Here is a 17000-nt window from a genome sequence, read left to right as displayed (position 1 = left end):
CCGGCTGCCGAACGGCGCCATCCCCGTGCTGCTGTCCTCGGACACGCCCGACCTCATACCGGTCGACGCCGCCGCCCTGCTCGCCTACCTGGGGGATCACCCCGAAACCACCGCAGACATGATCGCGGACATGCTTTTTCGCACCCGGATCGCCCGCAAGCACCGCGTTCTGGCGACGGTGCGTGACCGCGGCGAATTGGTCGGGGCGCTGCACTCGATCGTCGACGGCAGCGAGCACCGCCTGGTCATGCGTGGCGATACGGCCGCGACGGCCCGCCGCTACGCGTATGTCTTTCCGGGACAAGGCAGCCAACGGCCCGGCATGGGCAGGCGGTGTTACGAGGCCATTCCGGCGTTCCGGGCCGAGGTCGAGCGTTGCGCACAGGCTTTCGCCGACGCGACCGGAACGTCCCCGCTGAGCTACCTGCTCGACGACCAGTTCGCGGGAGACGACGACGCGAGCACGGTCCAACCCGCGTTGTTCACCCAGATGGCGGGGCTGGCGGCGATGTGGCGATCATTCGGCGTCGCGCCCACCATCACCGTCGGGCACAGCCAGGGCGAGATCGCCGCAGCCTATGTATCCGGCCTGATCACCCTGACCGACGCCGTCCAGGTGATCGCGTTGCGGGCACGCGCCGCCGACGAGTTCACCGCCGGTGACTACGCGATGGCGGTGCTGGCCGCCGACCGCGAGACGTGTGAGGACCTGCTGGCCCGCTGCCCCGGCTGGGCGCAGCTCTCGGTGGTCAATTCACCTGGCATGCATGGCATTTCGGGCGACCGAGCGGCCGTGCAGAGCATCGTGGACACCTGCACCGCCCGCGACGTCTTCGCCCGGTTGATCCGCGTTCAGTATCCGGCGCATACCGGTCTGATCAACGACCTCCAGGAACAGTTGCGTGCCGGTACCCGTCGCGAGCTGTCCAGCCTGACATTCACCGACAGCGACATCGCCTGCGTCGGCGCCACGCTCGGCGGTCCGATCGCACCGGACCAGTCCGCCGACCAGTACTGGTTCTGGAACTTGCGCAACACCGTTCGCTTCGACAAGGCGATCGCGGCCGCGCAGTCGTTCGACATCGACGTCTACGTCGAACTCGCCGAACATCCGACATTGCAGCTGGCGATCCAGGAGAACCTGGCGGCCGCTGACGCTGAGCGCACGGTAGTCGGCACGTCGACCCGCACCGACACCGATCTCACCGAGTTCACCCGCAATGTGCTCCGGTGTGCGCTGCATGACCTGAACTACTCCTGGGACGGCCTCGCCATCCAGTCCGACGGCCCTCCCCCGTTGCCGCTGCGCGATTTCCCCAACACGCCCATGAACGAGATCACGCTCTGGATGCCCTACGAACAGGGCCTGTCCCCGGCGGCACGCAGGGCGCCCGTCGCCGCCCCGGTTGCCACCCCGCCGGCACCCGATCGGCGACGACTGCTCGCCGAACAGTGGGTGCGGCTGTCCCGGCGCTCTCTGGTGCCGCCGCGAACCATCGGCATCATCGACCACACCGGCGCGGCCGCGGACCTCGCCGCCACGCTGACCGTCGCCGCCGGTGACGTAGGGGCCACGGCGCGGGTGCTCAGTGCCGACCAGATACGCACCGCCGCAGGAGATCTCGATACCTGCGTCGTCCTTCTTCCGGCCACGCCGCGACGTGACGCGGCCGGATTGGTGGACGCAGTGGCGGACTTCTTCACCCAACGTGGATGGTGGCCGGGCGCGGTGGAGGGAATCACCGACTACTGGCTGGTGACCGTGGGCGGCGAGACGGTGCTGGCCGGCGATCCGCCACCCGATCCGGCACACGCGGGGGCCAGCGCCGGATTCCGCTGCGTGGGCGCCGCACACCCGGGCACCCGATTCCGCCACCTCGATATCCCGGACGCAGCTCCCGCCGGCCCGGCAGACGCGGTGGCGATCCTCGCCGCGCTGCATACCGCGCAGGAATCCGAACTCGCGTTGCGCGGTGGCGCCCTCTACGCCAAGCGGGTGGTGGGCGTAGACGCGAACCCGACCGGCACCGCCGAACCCGGCCACGTCCTCATCGTCGGCGGCACCGGCAAGCTCGGACTCGAATTCTGCGACCACTTCGCCCGCCGGGGTGCCCGCGCGATCACCCTGCTGAACCGGTCCGGCGAAACCGCCGCTGTGACACAGCGATTGCAGGGCATCCGGGCGGCCACCGGCACCGAGATCCGGGTCGCCGCATGCGACCTCCACGACGCCGCGGCGGTGACGGCGCTCGCAACCTCCGCCACGCCTGCGGATCTGATCATCCATGCCGCGGTGGAGTATTCGGGCATCGAGCTACCGGACATCACCGCCGCGGCGGTCGACCACGCGCTGCAGGCCAAAGTGGTGGGCATCGCCCGGATACTCGACACATTCCCCCGCACGGCGGACTGCCGCGTGGTGCTGTGCTCCTCGATCTCGGCGTCGGTCGGCGGGCGCGGCCTGGCTCTGTACGCGGCAGGCAATCGCATGCTCGACGCCATGGCGCACCAGCTGCGGGCCGAGGGCCTGAATTGTGTTTCGGTGCAGTGGGGTCACTGGGCGGTCCATCTCGAAGAATCCGGATCGTCGATGCTGGCCGGCCTGGGAGTGGTGCCGATGCACCCAGCCGACGCGCTCGCGGTGGACGTGACGGGGTTGCGGGACAACATGATCATCGCCGCGTTCGAGCTGGATCGTGCACGATCGGTGCTGGACGCCTGCGGCCGCGGTTCGCTGCTGTCGCAACTGAATTCGGCCGCGCCCCGCACGGCCGAACCGCCCCCGCGGGACCGGGAGATCACGTCCGGGCTGTCGCACCGGTTGGTGAGCCTGTTGGCGCAAGCCATCGGGGCCGACAGCGTCGAGGCGATCGACACCGGTATCCCGATGGTGGCGATTGGCTTGGACTCGTTGCAGGCACTGGAATTCCGGCGGCGCGTCAAGATGGAGCTGAATCACGACCTGGAGGTCGCCGACCTGCTGGGCGGGGCGTCGATCGCGGAAGTCCTGGCCAAGCTGGACGCTTAGCCGACCGCCGCACGCAGGCCTCGCGGGCGCATGTCGGCCCAGTTACGTTCCACGTAGTCGAGGCAATGCGCGCGGGTTGCCTCGCCGAGGACGACCCGCCAGCCCGCGGGAACTCGCACGGCGACCGGCCACAAGCTGTGCTGATCCTCGGCATTGACCACCACCGAGAACAGCCCGGCGGCGTCGTCAAACGGGCTGGTATGCACCGGCACCACTTCTCCCGATCGGCGAATTGGCGGCGGCGCCACCCGCACCGAGCACCCGGTCGGACAGCAGCCCCAGGCAACTGAGATTCGGGAAGCCCGGACCTTCATTCAGTCCGGACAGATTGGGCAGCAACAACCTCGGGGTGACACCGGCCACGGCCAGGTCCGGACCGATCGACTCCTCGATCCGCTCGCCCGTCAATGGGCCGCCCAACTCCAGCTCCAGCAGATCGACGGCGTCCTGACTCAGCAGCGGCAGGAACCAGAGCGCGTCGGCGCCCGAACCGTCGATGACAAGGTCGAAATCATGCACGGTTTCCTGCATTTCACCGCAGTGGTCGGTCTGCAGCGTGATCCAGATGCGCTCGTGGCGGTCGACGACCTTCGCCACCCGGCCGCGCAGATGCTTGATCCGCTCGTCGGCGAGCAGGAATTCCTGCACGCGGGCCGAGAACACGCCACGGTCGGTGCGAGCTATGCAGTCGCGGCGTTCGGCCAGCGTCAAACTGCGCCAGTGGGTGGGATCGGAGAACAGCGAGTTCTCGAAGAATCCCTCACCGCGGGTGAAAAGGGTGGCCTGGGGTGAGATCGCCGTGATCGTCGAAACACGGTGATGGAAGAGCTCATTGAGCATCGACGCGGCGGTCTCTCCACCACCGATCACCGCCACGTTCTCGGCGACGATCCGGTTGTGTCGCGACGTCCGCTCCCAGAACTGGGCGATGGACAACATCCGCGGATCGCCCGACAGGATGGACCGCTGCGGCTGACCCGGCCCGGTGATCATCACCGCATCCGCCGCCAGTGTCGCGTCGCGGGTGCGCAAATTCCAGCGCGGTCCCTGCACCGACATCTGAATCAGTTCGCCCCGAACGACTTTCAGGCCGACCATCTCGGCGACCCAGCGCAGATACCGCGCCCAGGTGTCGTGCGTGGGAGCGGGCCGGCCGCGGTCCACCCAACCGACGAACTGATCGATCGCAACCAGGTATGCCTGCCAGCTCCAGCGCATCATCCGCTCGTCGACCTCGGTGTCGCGCCCCGGCACGAGCGACGAGCGGTACGGGAAGCCGACGTCTTTCTCGGGGCTGGTTCCCAGCCGCTGCCGGCCGTCGGTCCAACCACCGCCGGCCACCCAGTTGGCCGCGACGCCGGAGCGCTCCAGGGCGACGATGTCGGGTGTTTCGACGCCCATCTCGCGCAGCACCGCCGCTTTGGCGGCCACGGCGACGGCTTTTGCACCGGCCCCGACGATCGCGAGCGTTTCACCCATCGAGCACCCACCGCGACTCTGAGGCACGGTGACGGCGTCGCCCGCCTGCCAGTGCGCCGGCGAATGATGCGCCGCCCACAACCCCACCTCCCGGCTTAGCTCAGCCTGTCCTAACTTTGTGTACGCTACCCTATATTCGCGGGCCATACACCCCCGCCCCAAGGGAGCTGTCGACTTGTCTTCTGACTCTGGTCCGCATGACGGGTTCGTGCCGTTTCCGCCGGACCGGTCCGCCGCCTACCGCGCCGCCGGCTACTGGTCCGGCCGCAGCCTCGGGGCGCTGCTGAGAGAAGCGGCGGCGCGCTGGCCCGACCGGCCGGCGGTGGTCGATGCCACCGGCAGCCACACCTACGCCGAACTGGACGCACTGGCCGATGAGGCCGCCGCCGGGTTCGCCGCGCTTCCCCTTGGCCCCGGCGACCGCGTGCTGGTGCAGCTACCCAATTCCCGCCGCTTCGCCGTCGCGTTGTTCGGATTGCTTCGTGCCGGCGCCATTCCGGTGATGTGCCTGCCCGGCCACCGGCTGGCGGAGCTGACTCACTTCGCCCGGATCAGTGGGGCGGTCGGAGCGGTCATCACCGACATCACCGCCGGATTCGACTACCGGCAGCTGGCGGAGCAGCTGATCGCCGCATGTCCGGGACTGCGACACGTCGTCGTCGACGGGGACCCTGGTCCATTCCTGCCGTGGTCGGTCCTGTGCGGCCGGCCCGGCCGGAGCGCGCCGGAACCGCTGGTCGACACCGCATCCCCGGCGCTGCTGCTGGTGTCGGGTGGCACCACCGGCCTGCCGAAGCTGATTCCCCGAACGCACGACGACTACGTCTACAACGCCACCGCCAGCGCGCAACTGTGCGAACTGACCAGCGCCGACACCTACCTGGCCGTGCTGCCGGCGGCGCACAACTTCCCGCTGGCCTGCCCCGGCATCCTGGGCGCGATCACCGTCGGAGCGACGGTGGTTTTCGGTGACGATCCCAGCCCGGAGGCCGCTTTCGCCGCCATCGAGCGCCACGGCGTCACGGTCACCGCGCTGGTTCCCGCACTGGCCAAGTTGTGGGCGCAGGCCTGTGATTGGGAGCCGGTGACGCCGAAGACGTTGCGGCTGTTGCAGATCGGCGGGTCGAAGCTGGAACCTGAGGACGCTCGCCAGGTCCGCCAGGCGCTGTGCCCGGGACTGCAGCAGGTGTTCGGCATGGCCGAAGGACTACTGAACTACACCCGGCTGGACGACCCGCCGGAGATCCTCGAACACACCCAGGGCCGGCCGCTCAGCCCCGCCGACGAAGTGCGCATCGTCGATGCGGCCGGCGCAGTGGTGCCGACGGGCGGCGAGGGTGAACTGCTGGTGCGCGGGCCCTACACGATCAACGGCTACTTCCGCGCCGAGCGCGACAACGCACGCAGCTTCGACCCCGAGGGCTTCTACCGCAGCGGAGATCTGGTTCGGCTGCGCCAGGACGGCTACCTCGTGGTCACCGGCCGGATCAAAGACGTCATCTGCCGGTGCGGTGAGACCATCGGCGCGCAGGACATCGAAGAGCAACTGCTGACCCACCCCGATGTCTGGTCGGTGGCGGCGGTCCCGCTACCCGATCCTGATCTTGGCGAACGAATTTGTGTGGCAGTTGTTTTCAGCGGAAAGCAGGCGACATTGGCGGAGTTGAACAGCCATCTGGACCGGCGCGGGCTGGCCAGCCACGCCCGCTTGGACCAACTCGTCGCGTTCGCGGCACTACCCACCACCGCAATCGGCAAGATCGACAAGAAGGCCATCGTCGCCCGGCTCACGCCGTCATAGCCCTGCACTGCTCAGACCCCGCCCGCCGTTGAGCGAAGCGGGCCCCGTGGGGTACCTTCTAGAAATCGTCGATAGCAGACGGTAGTGTTCTCTAAGTTTACTGGCGGAGTGGAAGGGAACATGCGCGTGATTCCCGGTCTGTTCGGCTATCTGACTGTCATTTCCCTTGCGCTGATGCTGGTGATGGCCACCATTGCCTCGCTGTACGTCAGACGACTGCGCGTTCGGCAGTCCACTCAGCTGAGCGAAGAGCTGGGCAGCTCGACAGTCGTCATCCGAAAACTGCGGAAACGCGAACCCATGTCGGCCGAGGAGTTGGCATACGCCAGACAGATCGTCGCCGACCGCAGTTCGCCGATGGCCCTGGCGATCCCGGGGATGATCTTTATGCTCGGGTGCTTCTACGTCTTCGGCAGCCTCGAACATCTGCACGGAGCCAGACCCTCCGAGCGGACATTTCTCGGAGGGATCCCGATGCTGACCTCCACCAACCTCGCGCTTCGCATGCTCAGCAGCAGGAGACTGAAAAGACCGCTGCGGACGGCGGTGCCGGCCTGATGGCGACCCGCCGGGCTGTGTTGCAGCGCGCCTGGATGCCGTTGGTCGCCGTTGTCGTGGTCGGTGCCGGCCTGATTGGCATGTGGAAGGTGCACCAGTTCTCCGAGCCCGCCCCCGTCCCCACCGTCAACGGGCCGCAGGCACCCCCGGACTTCAACCCCAAACAGCTCACCTATGAGTTGTTCGGCTCCGTCGGGGACGGGGGGATGCTCGTCTACGCAGACGTCGACGGACATCCGCATCGGGTCGACATCACGACGTTGCCGTGGTCACACACCGAAACGACCACGCTCACCGTGGTTTCGGGCAGCATCTCGGCGCAGGTTCACGGCGGTCAGCTCGGCTGCCGGATCCGGGTGGATGGCGTGGTCCGCAACGAGCAGTCCGATGACCATCAGGACGCCCATGTCTTCTGCATTGTGAAGTCCGCATGAGCGAGCACCGGCGCAAACGTCCGTTCTTCCCGAGAATGGTTCGCGCCCTTGCTATCCCGATCATCGTCTGCTGGGCGCTGATCGCCGTGACAACGAACACCTTTGTGCCGCAGGTAGAGAAGGTGGCCGAGGAGCTCGCCGGACCGATGGTCCCGCATTACGCCCCGTCGCAGCGGGCGTTGCTGCATATCGGGGAGAAGTTCCACGAATCCAACTCGACCAACTTGACCATGGTCGTGTTCGAAGCCGACCGGCTGCTGGGCGACCAGGACCATCACTACTACGACGATCTGATGCTTCGGCTCAAGCGCGACACCGCACACGTGCAATACGTGATGGATCTGTGGGGCAAGCCGTTCACAGCGGCGGGAGCGCAAAGCGTCGATGGCAAGTGCACCTACGTGTTGCTCCGGCTGGCCGGCGACATCGGCCAGATACAAGCCAATGCGTCGGTCAATGCCGTTCGGGACATCATCAAGAAGGACCCGCCCCCACCCGGGCTCAAGGTGTACGTCAGCGGCGCGGCTCCGCTCGCGTCGGACACGCTGAGCATCGCGAACGCAAGCCTGAACAACGTCACCATCGTGACGATCTTCCTGATCCTGGCGATGCTGCTGCTGGTCTACCGCCGCTTCTCCACCCTGCTGGTGCCTCTGGCCGGCGTGTTGATCGAGATGCTGGTCGCTAAGGGTGTGATCTCGACCCTCGGCCACTTCGGCTACATCGAACTCTCGTCGTTCGCCGTGAACATCGTGATCGCACTGACTCTGGGGGCGGGGACTGACTACGGCATCTTCTTGCTCGGCCGGTATCACGAGGCACGACAGGCGGGCGAAAGCAGGGAAGACGCGTACTACATCGCTTACAAGGGTGTCGCACCCATCGTCATCGGCTCGGGGCTGACCATCGCGGGCGCTTGCTACTGCCTGACTTTTGCGCGGCTCAACTACTTCCACACGATGGGGCCGGCGGTTGCCATCAGCATGCTGTTCACCATCGCGATGGCGATGACGCTCGGGCCGGCCATTTTGACCGTGGGCAGCCTGTTCGGTCTCTTCGATCCGAAATCGAAGGCAAAGGCCACCCTGTATCGCCGGATCGGGGCGAGCGTGGTGCGTTGGCCGGTGCCGATCCTGGCGGCCAGTTCCGCCATCGTCATGATCGGGGCGGTCTTTGTGCCGACCTACCGGCAGAATTACGACGACCGTCAGTACCAGCCGGCCGATGCACCCGCCAACCTCGGCTTTGCGGCGGCAGACCGGCACTTCCCCAAAAGCAAGCTGTTCTCCGAGATGTTGATGATCGAGACGGATCATGACATGCGAAACTCGGCCGATTTCATCTCGCTGGACCGGGTGGCCCGAAGTCTCATCCGACTGCCGGGAGTCGCGATGGTGCAAAGCATCACCAGGCCCATGGGCCGGCCGCTGGAACATGCCAAGATTCCCTATCTGTTCACCACTCAGGGCAGCGGGAGCGGTCAACAGCTCCCGTTCAGCATGCAGCAGAACGCCAACACCGACGAACAAGCCCAGATCCAAACTCACTCTGTCGCGGTGTTGCGCAAGGAGATTGACTTCTTCCAGCAGATGTCGGACCAGCTGCATCAGACAGCGCTCACCGTGGCGGATCTGCAACAGATCACCGACCAGATGAATTCGCAGATCTCCAATCTCGACGATTTCTTCCGGCCGATCAAGAGTTACTTCTATTGGGAACGCCACTGTTTCGACATCCCCGTCTGCTGGGCGTTCAGATCGGTGTTCGACGCGCTCGACAACATCGACAAGCTGGCCGAAGACATCAACGCCGCCAAAGCCTCCATCGAGGCGATCGACAGGATCGTGCCGCAGATCATCACTCAGCTCAAACTGACCGCCGATGACACCGAGGCGTTGGCCGCGCTCCTGGTCAAGTCCTACGGATCCGCAGACCTGCAGGCGATGCAGACGGATCAGACGTTCAACGACTCGGTCAACGTGGGCCTGGATTTCGACGCCGCCCGCAGTGACGACTTTTTCTATATACCCCGGGAAGGTTTCGACAACGAAGACGTCAAGACCGGCATAAAGCTGCTGATGTCACCGGACGGCAAGGCCGCGCGGTTCATCGTCACCCACGAGGGGAATGCCATGGGCCCCGAAGGGGTGGAACACGTCGACCAGTTCCCCGGCGCCATCACCACCATCCTCAAAGAGACCTCGCTGGCCGGCGCGCGGGTTTATATCGGCGGTTCGGGATCCAACGACAAGGACATCAAGGCCTACGCCGCCAACGACCTACTCATCGCGGCGATCGCCGCTTTCGTGCTGATCTTCTTGATCATGATGGTGATTACGCGAAGTTTGTTCGCCGCCATGGTTATTCCCGCCACGGTGGCATTCTCCTACGCCGGCGCGTTCGGGCTTTCCGTGCTCTTCTGGCAGCATCTCATCGGCCTGCACCTGCATTGGCTGATTTTGCCGCTGACGTTCATCATCCTGGTGGCGGTCGGTTCTGACTACAACCTGCTGTTGATCGCGCGGGTCAAGGACGAAGTGCACGCCGGGATAAACACCGGTCTCATCCGTGCGCTCGGCAGCACCGGTGGTGTCGTCACGTCCGCGGGGCTGGTGTTCGCATTCACCATGCTGGCGATGCTGAGCAGCGACCTGCGCACCATCGGTCAGATGGGCTCCACGGTGTGCATCGGCCTGCTGCTCGACACGCTGATCGTGCGTTCGTTCGTCGTGCCCTGCCTCATCAGGATTCTCGGGCCGTGGTTCTGGTGGCCGACACTGGTGCGTTCCCGCCCGTTGCGGCCCGGGCGGCAGAGCGTCAGCTGAGTTTTGGGATTCTCGCTAACGATTCAGGCTCGAGGAGAATTGTTTCTCGGACTATAGGCCGAGCCTCAGGAGAGTCATAGACTTAATTCATGAGGCAAGGATTGCTGCGTGATTTGGTATTGATGGCGGCGTGGGCGATCGGACTGTTACTCGCCGTGTGGGTGGTTCCAGGGTCCTCTTTGTCGGCGGGTGCGTTCATTCTCGCGGTAGCTCTGTTTTCCGTGGGACAGGCGGCACTGTCGGTGTGGATCCTGAAGCTGCCACAGAGATATGCGTCGCTGGTGCTGGGCGGCACCGGCTTGGCGTTGACCGTGACCGCCATGTGGCTCGCCTCGGTATTCACCCGCGGCCTGGATCTGCGTGGTGTGGAGTCGTGGGTCGCCGCCACTGTCGTGGTGTGGCTGGTGACCACAATCGGAGCAATCATCTGGCCGGTGTTTGTCCGCGACCAAGTCGGTTCGATCTGACCAGAGCGAGACCAACCCAGTTCCGGGGAAAGCCGGTTCTCACCCTGCGCACAACGGGCAAATTACTTCTCGCTGGCGTTTACCCCCTGAAGTAAAATCAAGTTCATCAGACGCGACTACCGCGGATTGGGGTGATGATGGGAGACACGCATCGAGACCCGTCAGACCGGTATAGGACGACACAACCGCGTGCGGGTTTAACGCTCAAAGACAATTTATTGTGGCCCGGGTTAATTCTGTTTGCCGTAGCCGTCGCCGGGCTCATTTGTACTGTGGCTCTGGCGGCCTATGGCCATCACGACTGGGTTATGACTACCGTCGTGATTTCCGCGCTTGCCACGCTTGCCGGAGCACTGTGGTTCGTGGTGGAGCTTCGCTACGTGACGCACATAGAAAAGCGGTGGACGAGTCACCACTGACATTCCGCGCTCGTCGATCCTTCGCCTCGATGTACGGATGAACTGTGCGCCGGAGTGTGTAGATACCGAAAGTTCCTGTCCCGCATGGCATGAGGGAACTTACCAGCACCGCACCAGATCTACGCCATCGCTGGCCCGCTCTACTACGGGCAAGGGATCGGGACGGGAATGAAGCTGCCGCCAGTTGGCCAGCACAACCCCGGCGGAAGCGGCGGCGGAGGAACGTACCCTTGGGTGGGTTCTCTGGGCGGCGGGTTGGGGCCGTCCCAGATGTTTTGCGCGACATTGCCCTTCCCTTAATCGACCAACCACCATTCGTGGCAGATGTTGTTGTCCCAGATCACCGGGTTCACTCGGATGTTTCCAGTGGGAACCGGCGGATCGCCTGGGCACCAGGTGAATGGGCCGTCGGTGCCGTCTCCCCATTGTTTGGCGTGGGCGGTGCCGGCGGACCGCCGACAAACCCCGGACGCAGTGCTGGCCGGCATCGGGGTGGCCGTTGCGCGCGCACGAAACTGAACCTTGCCGACTCGGAGGCGGCTGGCACGCGGGATCCCGGCGAAACCTGCCATTGACGAATGTCACCATTTGCGATTGACTCAGTCGCATGACCGACGCCGTTGCGGCACGCGGGGTCACTACGTCGCCCACAGCGATCGCGGTGAGCACCGTCATGGCGCGACCGATCACTACACCGGCGTCGGTGCACCGGGCGCTCGCCCACGGCACCGTATCGCGACCGAACAGCACTGCGACAGAGGCGGTTTGATGTTGGGACCATTGGACAGGCTGCTCGGCGGAAAACACCCGAGCCGGCAGGCGAAGGCGGTGGTCACCGGCGCGGGCAGCGGCATCGGCGCGGCCTTCGCCGTCGAGCTCGGCCGCCGCGGCGGCCGCGTGGTGTGCAGCGATATCGATCTGGCCGCGGCCCGGCAGACTGTCGACGAGCTCACCGCACGGGGCACCGAAGCCATCGCGGTGCGCTGCGACGTCTCCGAGGCCGACGACGTCCGGGCATTGGCCGACCAGGCGCAGGAGTGGTTCGGCACGGCACCGACACTGGTGATCAACAACGCCGGCGTCGGCGCCGGCGGCGAGCCGATCGGCGATATCCCGCTGGATAATTGGGTGCGGACGCTCGGGGTGAACCTGTGGGGACCGATCCACGGCTGTCATGTCTTCACACCCATCCTGCGCGAGTCGGGGCCGGCAGCACGAGGGATCATCAACGTGGCCTCGGCGGCGGCATTCGGGGCCGCGCCAGGTATGGCCGCCTACAACGTCAGCAAGGCCGGCGTCCTCTCGCTCTCGGAGACGCTGGCAGCCGAATTATCCGGCACCGGAATACATGTCACCGTGCTGTGCCCGACCTTCGTCAAGACCAACATCGTCGAATCAGGTCTGCAGGCCGGGCGCATCAGCGAGGAGTCCAGTGCGCTGGCCAGCAAAGTGATGCGCTGGACCGGGTTCTCCGCCGCGAAGGTCGCCCGAATCTGCTTGGACGCCAACGATCGCGGCGATCTCTACTGCATGCCCCAGCTCGAAGCCAAGTTCGGCTGGAACGTCAAACGCCTTGCCCCGCGCGCATATACGCGCGCGGTCGGTCTGGTATCGCGGGTGACCAGGTAATTCAAACACCCGTCCACCTGAAAGGAGGGGGCTGGTGGCCATCGAAATGGAAGCCATGCTCGCCAAGATCAAGGATCGGCAGTGGGCACTCGCAGACATCGACTGGGAGGCGCCGGGAGCCGAAACCATCCGGCCCGAATTCCGGCCCAAGCTCAAGGCTTTCATGGCCGACCTGTGCTGGATCGAGAACATCGGCGCCCGGGGGTTCGCGGCACTGGCCAAGAAGGCGCCCAACCCGACCATCGCCGAGATTTACCGGTACTTCCATGCCGAGGAGCAGCGGCACGCGAATGCCGAACTGGCGCTGATGAAGCGCTGGGGCATGCTGGACGAGGGTGAGATCCCCGAGCCCAACGTCAACATCCGGATGGCCATCGAATGGCTGGACACCTTCGCCGACGACATGCCGCTGTCGGTGCTGGGCACGGTGATTCCGATGCTGGAAGTGGCGCTGGACGGGGCGTTGCTGAAGTTCCTCCTGGACTCGGTGGAGGACCCGGTCTGCCACCAGGTGTTCGAGAAGATCAACAACGACGAATCACGGCACATCGCAGTCGACTTCGAGGTGCTGGAAATGATCGGCCACGCCACCGCACGCCGGTTGGCCATCGAGCTGGTCGGGCGCCTCGCCTCACCGGGTCTGATCATCGGGATGGTCATGTACGTCCCGCTGCTCAACCGGGTGCGCAATGAGATGGCCGGCATGGGAATGGAGCCCGAACGACTGTTCAACGCCGTCAACCGTTTCAGGCAGCTCGGCGAACGGGGCGAACGTACCCGGCGCGTGCCGACCTACAAACTGCTCAAGCGGCATGCCTCGTGGGTGGTCAACCCCCGGCACCCCTACCAGCTGCTGGCCAATTCCATGGTGTGGCTCTCGGACTACTACCCCAAACCGCTGCTGAAGCCCATGCCGAGCTGGTCGCGAGAACTCACCCACGAGCCGGCGGCCTGACGATGGCGGACATCCATTCCACACTCATCATCGGCGCGGGGTTCACCGGGCTCGGTGCGGCGATCCGGCTGGCCGAAGCCGGCCTGAACAAACCCGGGGACGTGATCATCCTGGAGCGCTCCGACCGGGTCGGCGGTACCTGGCGCGACACGCAGTATCCGGGCGCCAGCTGCGACGTCCCGTCGCTGCTGTACTCGTACTCGTTCGTCAAGAACCCGAAGTGGTCGCGCACCTACTCCCCCGCCCCGGAGATCTATCGGCACATCGAGGAGATGGCGAACAGGTTCGGCATCCGCCGTCATATCCGGTTCGGTCACGAGGTGACGGGTCTGAGATTCGACGAGAAAGCCGGCGTGTGGACCGCAACGACCAGAAATCGCAAGCGGTTTCGGGCGCGCACCGTCGTGCTGGCCTCCGGGCCGCTGTCGGACGCCAGCTTTCCGGACATCCGTGGGCTGGACAGCTACCAGGGGCACAAGATCCACAGTGCCCGGTGGGATTCCGAATACGACTTCGCCGGCAAGCGGGTTGCCGTCATCGGCACCGGCGCCAGCGCGATCCAGATCATCCCCGAACTGGTGAAGCAGGCTGGGTTCGTCAAAGTCTTCCAGCGCACGCCCGGCTGGGTGCTGCCGCGGCTGGATGTCGCCACGCCACCGGCGGTGCAGGCACTGTTCGCGAAAGTTCCCGCCACCCAGCAACTTGCCCGGCAACTGCTGTTCTGGGGTCACGAAGCCACCGCGACGGCGATGGTGTGGAACACCCCGCTGACCTCGGTGGTGGCCCGGCTGGGCCAGGCCCATATCCGCGCCCAGGTGAAAGATCCCTGGTTGCGCCGGCAGCTGACGCCCGACTTCGCGCCCGGATGCAAACGGATGCTGATCTCCAGCGACTATTACCCGGCGCTGCAGCGCGAGAACTGCAAGCTGATCGACTGGCCGATCGCGACGCTGAGCCCGGTCGGGATCCGCACCAGCGACGGCATCGAACACCACCTGGACTGCATCGTCTTCGCCACCGGTTACGACGTCCACCTCACCGGGCCCCCGTTCGAGGTCACCGGCCTCGGCGGTCGCTCGCTGAGCGACGAATGGGCCCGCGGCGCACAGGCTTACAAGAGCATCAACGCGCACGGGTACCCCAACCTGTTCTTCATGACCGGACCCAACTCAGGCCCCGGCCACAACTCCCTGCTCGTGTACATCGAAGGCCAGCTCGACTACGCGGTGCGCGGTATCACCACCATCCTCGACAAGGACCTGTGTTACCTCGATGTGCGCGAAGACGTCCAGCGCCGGCACAACCAGGACATCCAGCGCCGGCTGACCCGGACGACGTGGATGTCCGGCTGTTCGAGTTGGTATCTGACCAAGGACGGGTACAACGGTTCCATGTATCCGGGGACCGCCACCCAGTATCTTCGCCAGATGGGCGACTTCCGATATCGGCATTACGACGCGGTCACCCGCGTCGGCGCATGACCTCCCCCCGGCCAGAACCCGGCACGATTGCCAGCGTGCTGTACAACGTGCGGCGGGCGCCGCACCGCGTACGGCGCCAGTCACGCGATTTCGTCGAAACGGCTGTGACACAGCTCTTCGACGCCGCGGTGCGACACCCACACGGCGCCGCGGCGTCCGGCGAGTACCGGATCGAGGAGCTCGCCCGGCTGGCCGGGACCACGACGCGCAACATCCGCGTCTACCGAGACCGCGGCCTGCTACCGCCCCCGCTGCGGGTCGGGCGGATCGCACTGTTCAACGACACGCACCTGACCCGGCTGCGCCTGATCACCTCGATGCTCGATCGCGGCTACAACATCGCTCACGTCCGGGAGATGCTCAGCGCGTGGGAGGAAGGCAAGAATCTGGGCGACGTCCTGGGCCTGGAAACCGCGATCGTGGGCACCTGGACCACCGAGAAACCTCAGACGATGTCGCTGCCGCAGGCCCGCCAACTCGTCGACGACGCAACCGCTTTCGACCGGCTGGTCGCACTGCAGGTCATCCGCGTCGACGGTGAGCAGGCCACCGTCACCCGGCCCAAGCTCATCGAGGCGTTCAACGAAGTCCGCGGTTACGGCGTGAGCATCGACAAGCTGATCGACCTGCACGAGCAGATCCTGCCCAAGGTCGACGAGATCAGCGACCTGCTGGTCCGCGCCGGTTTCGAACACGTGGCGAATCGGATCAAACCCGGCGAGGCGCTGCCGGCGGACGCAGAGGTCGCCGAACTGATCACCATGCTGGTCCGCTTCCGCACCCAGGCGGTGGCGACCGTCACCGCGACCCTTGCGTCGTCGATCGAGTCGAACATCGAGACACTGGTCAGCCGCCTGCTGTCGGAGTATCTTGAGCGTTCGGCCGAGTCCGACGTCAGTGCCCGCTGAGCGTCAGCGTCCCCTCGGTGCGGAGCACGCGGGCGGCGGTGATCCGCTCAGCCTTGCGCGCCTCCCGGTCCAGATAGCGCTGCTTGGATTCCTCGAACTTCTCCGAGGCCTGCTCGAGTTCCTTGATCAACAGCGCGAGATCGTCACGCATCCGCTCCGCTTCGCCGGTGAAATCTTCGCGTTCGAAGATCCGCCACTTCCGCAGCACCGGCATCACCACCTCGTCGAGGTGGATGCGCGGGTCGTAGACCCCGCCGACGGCGATCACCACCGCCTTGCGCCGGAACTCCGGCACGGTGTACCCGGGCATTTTGAAGTTGCGCAAGATTCTGTGCACCGACTTCATCGCCTGGTTGGGCGCGATGTCCAGACCGGCCGCGCTGACATCGCGGTAGAAGATCATGTGCAGGTTCTCGTCCGCCGACACCCGGGCCAGCAACTGGTTGGCGATGCTGTCGTCGCAGGCTTTTCCGGTGTTTCGGTGTGAGACGCGGGTAGCCAGTTCCTGAAACGAGACATACATGACCGAGTCGAACAGGCTTTCCGCGAACATGTCGCCCTGCTGGTTCTGGCCGGGGCTGAAGCCGCGGGTGATCTGCTCCATCCGCAGCTTTTCCAGTTCGACCGGGTCGACCGCGCGGGTCACCACCAGGTAGTCGCGCAGCGCCGTGCTGTGCCGGTTCTCCTCGGCGGTCCACCGGTTGACCCACTGCCCCCAAGCGCCGTCCAGGCTGAAGTTCATGGAGATCTCGCGGTGATACGACGGCAGGTTGTCCTCGGTCAGCAGGTTCTGCACCATCGCCACCTGGGCCACATCGGAGAGCCGGCTCTGCCCCGGCTCCCAGTCCTGACCGTCGAGGGCGTAGTAGTTCTTGCCGTCCGACCACGGGATGTAGTCGTGCGGGTTCCATTCCTTGAACATCGACAGGTGCCGGTTGAGCAGGCGCTCGGCGACGGGTTCAAGTTCTTGCAGCAGTTGCAGATTCGTCAGTTCTTTGGGCACAGACATCTCCTGG

The 17000-nt window shown here is 65.4% G+C and carries 14 protein-coding genes; 11 read left to right on the top strand and 3 right to left on the bottom strand.

What is annotated here, in order from left to right:
* Positions 1 to 4 precede the first annotated feature (4 nt).
* The gene (gene nbtC, locus QXK92_RS31860) at positions 5 to 3028 is read left to right on the top strand and encodes a nocobactin polyketide synthase NbtC (protein WP_306248701.1); all 3024 of its coding nucleotides are present in this window, start codon (positions 5 to 7) and stop codon (positions 3026 to 3028) included.
* On the opposite strand, the gene QXK92_RS31855 is transcribed toward nbtC, so the two are convergent.
* Entirely contained in the window at positions 3025 to 3234 is a 210-nt protein-coding gene (locus tag QXK92_RS31855; RefSeq protein ID WP_306248699.1) for an MbtH family protein, read from the bottom strand. The two genes, nbtC and QXK92_RS31855, sit on opposite strands and share 4 nt — an antisense overlap.
* Positions 3215 to 4507, bottom strand: coding sequence for an NADPH-dependent L-lysine N(6)-monooxygenase MbtG (gene mbtG, locus QXK92_RS31850; protein WP_306248466.1), 1293 nt, complete (start codon positions 4505 to 4507; stop codon positions 3215 to 3217). The genes QXK92_RS31855 and mbtG overlap by 20 nt, the downstream gene beginning before the upstream one ends.
* Positions 4508 to 4682: 175 nt before the next feature.
* Between mbtG and QXK92_RS31845 the strand changes: the two genes are divergently transcribed.
* From QXK92_RS31845 to QXK92_RS31800, 10 genes are all read left to right on the top strand, one after another.
* Entirely contained in the window at positions 4683 to 6308 is a 1626-nt protein-coding gene (locus QXK92_RS31845) for a (2,3-dihydroxybenzoyl)adenylate synthase (RefSeq protein WP_306248464.1), read from the top strand.
* A gap of 120 nt (positions 6309 to 6428) precedes the next feature.
* Positions 6429 to 6866, top strand: coding sequence for a hypothetical protein (locus tag QXK92_RS31840; RefSeq protein WP_306248462.1), 438 nt, complete (start codon positions 6429 to 6431; stop codon positions 6864 to 6866).
* A 35-nt stretch (positions 6867 to 6901) separates the two neighbouring features.
* Positions 6902 to 7300 (top strand): MmpS family transport accessory protein, encoded by a 399-nt coding sequence (locus QXK92_RS31835; protein ID WP_306248698.1) that lies wholly within the window; start codon positions 6902 to 6904, stop codon positions 7298 to 7300.
* A gap of 35 nt (positions 7301 to 7335) precedes the next feature.
* Positions 7336 to 10125, top strand: coding sequence for an RND family transporter (locus QXK92_RS31830; RefSeq protein ID WP_306276899.1), 2790 nt, complete (start codon positions 7336 to 7338; stop codon positions 10123 to 10125).
* An 89-nt stretch (positions 10126 to 10214) separates the two neighbouring features.
* Positions 10215 to 10592 (top strand): hypothetical protein, encoded by a 378-nt coding sequence (locus tag QXK92_RS31825; protein ID WP_306248459.1) that lies wholly within the window; start codon positions 10215 to 10217, stop codon positions 10590 to 10592.
* 134 nt (positions 10593 to 10726) lie between these two features.
* Positions 10727 to 11011, top strand: coding sequence for a protein UsfY (gene usfY / locus QXK92_RS31820; protein WP_306248457.1), 285 nt, complete (start codon positions 10727 to 10729; stop codon positions 11009 to 11011).
* 768 nt (positions 11012 to 11779) lie between these two features.
* Positions 11780 to 12640: an SDR family oxidoreductase gene (locus QXK92_RS31815; protein WP_306248455.1), complete on the top strand. Its 861-nt coding sequence runs from the start codon at positions 11780 to 11782 to the stop codon at positions 12638 to 12640.
* Between the two features lie 34 nt (positions 12641 to 12674).
* Entirely contained in the window at positions 12675 to 13595 is a 921-nt protein-coding gene (locus QXK92_RS31810) for a ferritin-like domain-containing protein (protein ID WP_306248453.1), read from the top strand.
* A 2-nt stretch (positions 13596 to 13597) separates the two neighbouring features.
* Positions 13598 to 15076, top strand: coding sequence for a flavin-containing monooxygenase (locus QXK92_RS31805; RefSeq protein ID WP_371934632.1), 1479 nt, complete (start codon positions 13598 to 13600; stop codon positions 15074 to 15076).
* Positions 15073 to 15984 carry a MerR family transcriptional regulator gene (locus QXK92_RS31800; RefSeq protein ID WP_306248451.1) on the top strand — a complete coding sequence of 304 codons (912 nt, stop codon included), beginning with the start codon at positions 15073 to 15075 and terminating at the stop codon, positions 15982 to 15984. Before QXK92_RS31805 ends, QXK92_RS31800 begins: the two co-directional genes overlap by 4 nt.
* Here the strand turns inward: QXK92_RS31800 and QXK92_RS31795 are convergent.
* Complete coding sequence (locus QXK92_RS31795; protein WP_371934240.1) at positions 15971 to 16993, bottom strand: acyl-ACP desaturase; 1023 nt, start codon at positions 16991 to 16993, stop codon at positions 15971 to 15973. The genes QXK92_RS31800 and QXK92_RS31795 overlap by 14 nt on opposite strands.
* Between the last annotated feature and the right edge of the window lie 7 nt (positions 16994 to 17000).

The sequence above is a fragment of the Mycobacterium sp. TY815 genome (assembly GCF_030755135.1).
Taxonomy (GTDB): domain Bacteria; phylum Actinomycetota; class Actinomycetes; order Mycobacteriales; family Mycobacteriaceae; genus Mycobacterium.
The sequence above is the reverse complement of the archived record's forward strand: the minus strand, read 5'-3'. Positions and strand labels throughout refer to the sequence as shown.

Bases quoted from the DNA above. Each gene is read 5' to 3' on its own strand.
- mbtG (WP_306248466.1), bottom strand. From the start codon at position 4,507: ATGGGTGAAACGCTCGCGATCGTCGGGGCCGGTGCAAAAGCCGTCGCC.
- QXK92_RS31840 (WP_306248462.1), top strand. From the start codon at position 6,429: ATGCGCGTGATTCCCGGTCTGTTCGGCTATCTGACTGTCATTTCCCTT.
- QXK92_RS31835 (WP_306248698.1), top strand. From the start codon at position 6,902: ATGCCGTTGGTCGCCGTTGTCGTGGTCGGTGCCGGCCTGATTGGCATG.
- QXK92_RS31830 (WP_306276899.1), top strand. From the start codon at position 7,336: ATGGTTCGCGCCCTTGCTATCCCGATCATCGTCTGCTGGGCGCTGATC.
- QXK92_RS31825 (WP_306248459.1), top strand. From the start codon at position 10,215: ATGAGGCAAGGATTGCTGCGTGATTTGGTATTGATGGCGGCGTGGGCG.
- usfY (WP_306248457.1), top strand. From the start codon at position 10,727: ATGATGGGAGACACGCATCGAGACCCGTCAGACCGGTATAGGACGACA.
- QXK92_RS31815 (WP_306248455.1), top strand. From the start codon at position 11,780: ATGTTGGGACCATTGGACAGGCTGCTCGGCGGAAAACACCCGAGCCGG.
- QXK92_RS31805 (WP_371934632.1), top strand. From the start codon at position 13,598: ATGGCGGACATCCATTCCACACTCATCATCGGCGCGGGGTTCACCGGG.
- QXK92_RS31800 (WP_306248451.1), top strand. From the start codon at position 15,073: ATGACCTCCCCCCGGCCAGAACCCGGCACGATTGCCAGCGTGCTGTAC.
- QXK92_RS31795 (WP_371934240.1), bottom strand. From the start codon at position 16,993: ATGTCTGTGCCCAAAGAACTGACGAATCTGCAACTGCTGCAAGAACTT.